5 protein-coding genes are annotated in these 4122 nt (G+C 65.4%); 4 read left to right on the forward strand and 1 reads right to left on the reverse strand.

Annotated features, from left to right (window positions below; translation table 11 throughout):
* Nucleotides 1–162 precede the first annotated feature (162 nt).
* The 4 genes from PHP91_RS17150 (at nt 163) to PHP91_RS17165 (ending at nt 3681) form a co-directional block, all read left to right on the forward strand.
* Complete coding sequence (locus PHP91_RS17150) at nt 163–1536, forward strand: hypothetical protein (RefSeq protein ID WP_300143719.1); 1374 nt, start codon at nt 163–165, stop codon at nt 1534–1536.
* Nucleotides 1537–1549: 13 nt separating this feature from the next.
* Nucleotides 1550–2680, forward strand: coding sequence for a DegT/DnrJ/EryC1/StrS family aminotransferase (locus PHP91_RS17155; RefSeq protein ID WP_300143722.1), 1131 nt, complete (start codon nt 1550–1552; stop codon nt 2678–2680).
* A 3-nt stretch (nt 2681–2683) separates the two neighbouring features.
* Nucleotides 2684–3109: a hypothetical protein gene (locus PHP91_RS17160; RefSeq protein WP_300143726.1), complete on the forward strand. Its 426-nt coding sequence runs from the start codon at nt 2684–2686 to the stop codon at nt 3107–3109.
* 74 nt (nt 3110–3183) lie between these two features.
* Complete coding sequence (locus tag PHP91_RS17165) at nt 3184–3681, forward strand: peptidylprolyl isomerase (RefSeq protein WP_300143728.1); 498 nt, start codon at nt 3184–3186, stop codon at nt 3679–3681.
* 72 nt (nt 3682–3753) lie between these two features.
* Here the strand turns inward: PHP91_RS17165 and PHP91_RS17170 are convergent, their stop codons facing one another.
* Nucleotides 3754–3963, reverse strand: coding sequence for a molybdopterin-binding protein (locus tag PHP91_RS17170; RefSeq protein ID WP_300143731.1), 210 nt, complete (start codon nt 3961–3963; stop codon nt 3754–3756).
* Between the last annotated feature and the right edge of the window lie 159 nt (nt 3964–4122).

Below are 4122 nucleotides of genomic sequence, written 5' to 3' on the forward strand. Positions count from 1 at the left end.
CGCCATGCTGCTTTTGGCCTTTCCGGGAGAGGGCAATGGGCACCTGTTCATCGTGCCCTTGACTCAATTGCCGTTTGGCGGTTTCCCGTCGACCTATTGGGAGTCGATGGGTTGGGGGGGGCTGGTACTCTGATCCTCTGCCTGTTCGCGAACGGGCCGCGCATGCGGCCCGCGGTGATGGACAATTTCTGGTTCGCGTTCGCTCTGTTCGCGCTGCTGGTCTTCGGCCTTCACCTGGTGCAGGACCCCCTTGCCGGGGCCTTCGAGAAACTCGCTCTCTATTTCCACCCGACGACGGCGTCGCCGGCCGATGCCTCGGGCGCCATTGGGCCGATTTATCCTCGCATCGTCCAGAGCATCATCGAGGCCAAACTGGTCCCGGTGGGCGAGATCCTGAGCCGGGGGGCGTTTTTCGGCTGGCTTGGCTGGCTGGCCCTGGCCTGCGGGGCGGCGGTCATGGCGCTTCGCCCCTCGGCCGTGCTGCTGCTGCCGCTTGCGGCCCTGCACCTGGCCAGCGTCAAGCTCGGCATCCGCTTTTCCATGTTCGGCGGCGCCGTGTTCATGATTTTTCTGGGCGTTGCCCTGCACTGGCTGGCGAAGGCCGTCCTGCGGGAATATCCGCGCAAGGCCCTCGTCTCGGCCGGGGCGCAACTGGCCCTTGGGCTGGCCCTGCTGGGCTACTGCCACGCCGCCTACGCCCGCCTGCCGCTGACTCCGGTCTTGTCGCGGTCCTATGCGGAAGGGCTGATCGAGCTGGGAAGCGTCGCCCCCGCCGACTCCATGGTCTGGAGCTGGTGGGATTGGGGCTACGCCACCCAGTATTATTCCGGGCTCAAGACCGTGGTCGATGGCGGACGGCACGCGGGAAGCGACGTCTTCCCCGTGGGCTTCGTCCTGGCCTCGGACTCTCCTGCCCGGGCTGCGGGGATGGTGCGTTTCGCCTCCCAGCATCCGCTGTCCGATGACCGCACGTTCGGCCTGGCGCCCAACGAGGTCTGGGACGCTATCCCGCGCAACGGGCTTTCCGCCGCGCTGGACGAGGAGCTGGCGCGGACCGACTACCCTGTCTCGCCCCCCCAGTACCTTGTGGTTTCCTGGAAAAACCTGACCATCGCCAAGTGGATCACCTATTTCGGCAACTGGAACCTGGAGTCCGGCGTAACCGAGCAGGCCTCGGTGAACAACTACAACCCCGGCGAGCTGGGCATCAACGTCCAGCGCGGCGCGGTCATGAGCCGGCAGGGCGGCGGCGGGCTGGTCAAGGACATCACGGTCCTGGACCAGAACGGGGCCCAGTCCCAGACCTATTTCATGAACTCCGTGTCCCCCCAGCTCCTGCCCACGCAGCAACACCTGGTCGTCAACAAGATGTCAGGCCAGTCGGTGCTCATGGACCGGATCGCCGCCCGAAGCCTGATGGCCCGGCTGCTCACCTGCGACCCGGCCGATCCGGAGATCGCTCCCTACTTCAAGCTGGTGGTTGACAAGCTGCCCTTTGCCAGAATTTACGAAGTGGTTCAAAACCTCAACGAATAAAGAGAGATACCATATGTCTATACCCTTCATCGATCTCAAGTCGCAGTATCGGCGCATCGAGGACGCGGTCAAACGCGGCATCGACGGCGTGCTGGAGCACGGGGCCTACGTCATGGGCCCGGAGATCACCGAGCTGGAAAACCGGCTCTCCAACTACTGCGGGGTGCGCCACGGCATCGGCTGCGCCTCGGGCACGGACGCCCTGATAATGGCGCTCATGGCCTTGGAAGTTGGCCCGGGCGACGCCGTGTTCACCACGCCCTTCACCTTCATGGCCACGGCGGAGTCCGTGGCCCTGCTCGGGGCCACCCCGATCTTCGTGGACGTGGACCCCGTGACCTTTAATATCGATCCCGACGACCTGCGGCGGCGCATCGACGCGGTGCACGATACCCGGCCCGACCTGACCCCCAAGGGCGTCATCGCCGTGGACCTCTTCGGCCAGCCCGCCGACTACGACCGCATTGAGCCCCTGGCCCACAACAACGGCCTGTTCCTCATCGTGGACGCGGCCCAGTCCTTCGGCGCCACCTGCAAGGGCAAGTCGGTCTGCTCGCTGGGCGACATGGCCTGCACCTCCTTCTTCCCGGCCAAGCCCCTGGGCTGCTACGGCGACGGCGGCATGGTCTTCACCCACAACGACGAGCTGCGGAAGCTCCTGGTCTCCATCCGGGTCCATGGCATGGGCGACGACCGCTACGACAACGTCCGCCTGGGCATCAACGGCCGGTTGGACTCCATCCAGGCCGCCGTGCTCCTGGCCAAGTTCGAGATATTCGCCGAGGAAGTCGGCAAGCGGCAGGAAGTGGCGGACCGCTACGCCGCGCTCCTGGCCGATGTGGAGGGCGTCACCGCGCCCACCGTGCGGGAGGGCAACACCTCGGTCTGGGCCCAGTATTCCATCCTGGCCCGCGACGCGGCGCACCGCGCCGAGCTCATGGATCGGCTCAAGGCGGCGTCCATTCCCTCGGCCATCTACTATCCCAAGCCGCTGCACCTGCAGCAGGCCTTCGCCCACCTGGGCTACGGGAAGGGCGACTTCCCGGTCTGCGAGGGCGTGGGCGAGCGCATCTTCAGCCTGCCCATGCATCCGTACCTCGCGGCCGAGGCGCAGGAGACCATCGTCCAGGCGCTCAGGGGATAGCGCGTGGGCAAGGGGCGCATCGCGACCTTGACCCGGCTGGGCAAGCCGGTCGTCGCCGGGCTGGCCCTGGCCTATCTGGCCACGGGTTTCCTGGACCGGCCCGCGCCGGTGCATTTCGAGCCGGACAACCCCTATGCGGCCCGGCAGACGGCCATTGCCGAGCCCCTGGCCAAGCTGGTGGTTGAGAAGAACATCCTCAAGCTCGGCTCCCCCCTGTCCGTGACCAAGGAAGAGGAGCGTGCGCCGGAGGAGAACCCCCTGGCCGTGCTCGGCCGGGAGACGCCCGCTTCGGGCGATGCCGTCTCCCCGGAGGCGGCCCCGGAGGGTGCATCGCCGTCCGTGGCCCCGGCGCAGGACAACGCGACCCCGGCAGTGCGCGGCGAGGTGGATACCGTGGCCGTTCCACCGCCGGACCCGGCCGCGCCCTAGACTCGCCGCTCCCGCCGCGCGGGAGCCGTACAATCGACACACAACGCCGGGAAACCGGCCAAAAGGAGCAGAGCATGATTAAAATGGAAACCAGCATGGGCGACATCGTCATCGAACTCGACTTCGAGAAAGCGCCCAAGACCGCGGCCAACTTCCAGCAGTACGTGGAGGACGGCTTCTACGACGGCCTGATCTTCCACCGCGTCATCAACGGCTTCATGATCCAGGGCGGCGGCATGGACAAGGACATGAAGGAAAAGGCCACCCGCGCCCCCATCGAGAACGAGGCGGACAACGGCCTGAAGAACAAGTGCTATACCCTGTCCATGGCCCGGACCATGGACCCCCATTCCGCTTCTTCCCAGTTCTTCATCAACGTCAAGGACAACTCCTTCCTCGACTTCAGCTCCAAGACCCCGCAGGGCTGGGGCTATGCTGTCTTCGGCAAGGTCGTGGACGGCACCGACGTGATTGAGGCCATCAAGGGCGTGGACACCGGCCGCCATGGCTTCCATGACGATGTTCCCCTCACCCCGGTGGTCATCAACAAGGCCTACCTGGTCGAGGGTTAGGCCCCCGCGCAGGGCATGAAAAAAGGCGGATGCCCCTCGGGGCGTCCGCCTTTTCCTTCTTCGTGGGGCGGATCAGTCCTTGGCCACCATGACGCTGGTGGCCTTGATCATGGCCTCGACCTGGTCGCCGACCCTGATGTTCATGCGTTCCACGGAATTCTTGGTGATGACGGAGACGACCTCCACGCCGGGGGCGATCTCGATGACCACCTCGGCATTGACCATGCCGACGGTGAGTTCCTTGACCTTGCCGGGGAGCAGATTGCGCGCGCTCAGTTTCATGGGAAGACTCCTTTGGGTTGTGGGTTGGCGGATGCCGCGGGCCACACGGGTCGGAGGCGGGAGCTGCCGTCCCATCGCCGGCACATTATGTCCGCATTGTCATAATATGGACATGCCGGGGAAAAAGAAAAGGGGTTGTGATCGCACAACCCCTTTCTA

The sequence above is a fragment of the Pseudodesulfovibrio sp. genome (assembly GCF_028692895.1).
GTDB lineage: Bacteria > Desulfobacterota > Desulfovibrionia > Desulfovibrionales > Desulfovibrionaceae > Pseudodesulfovibrio.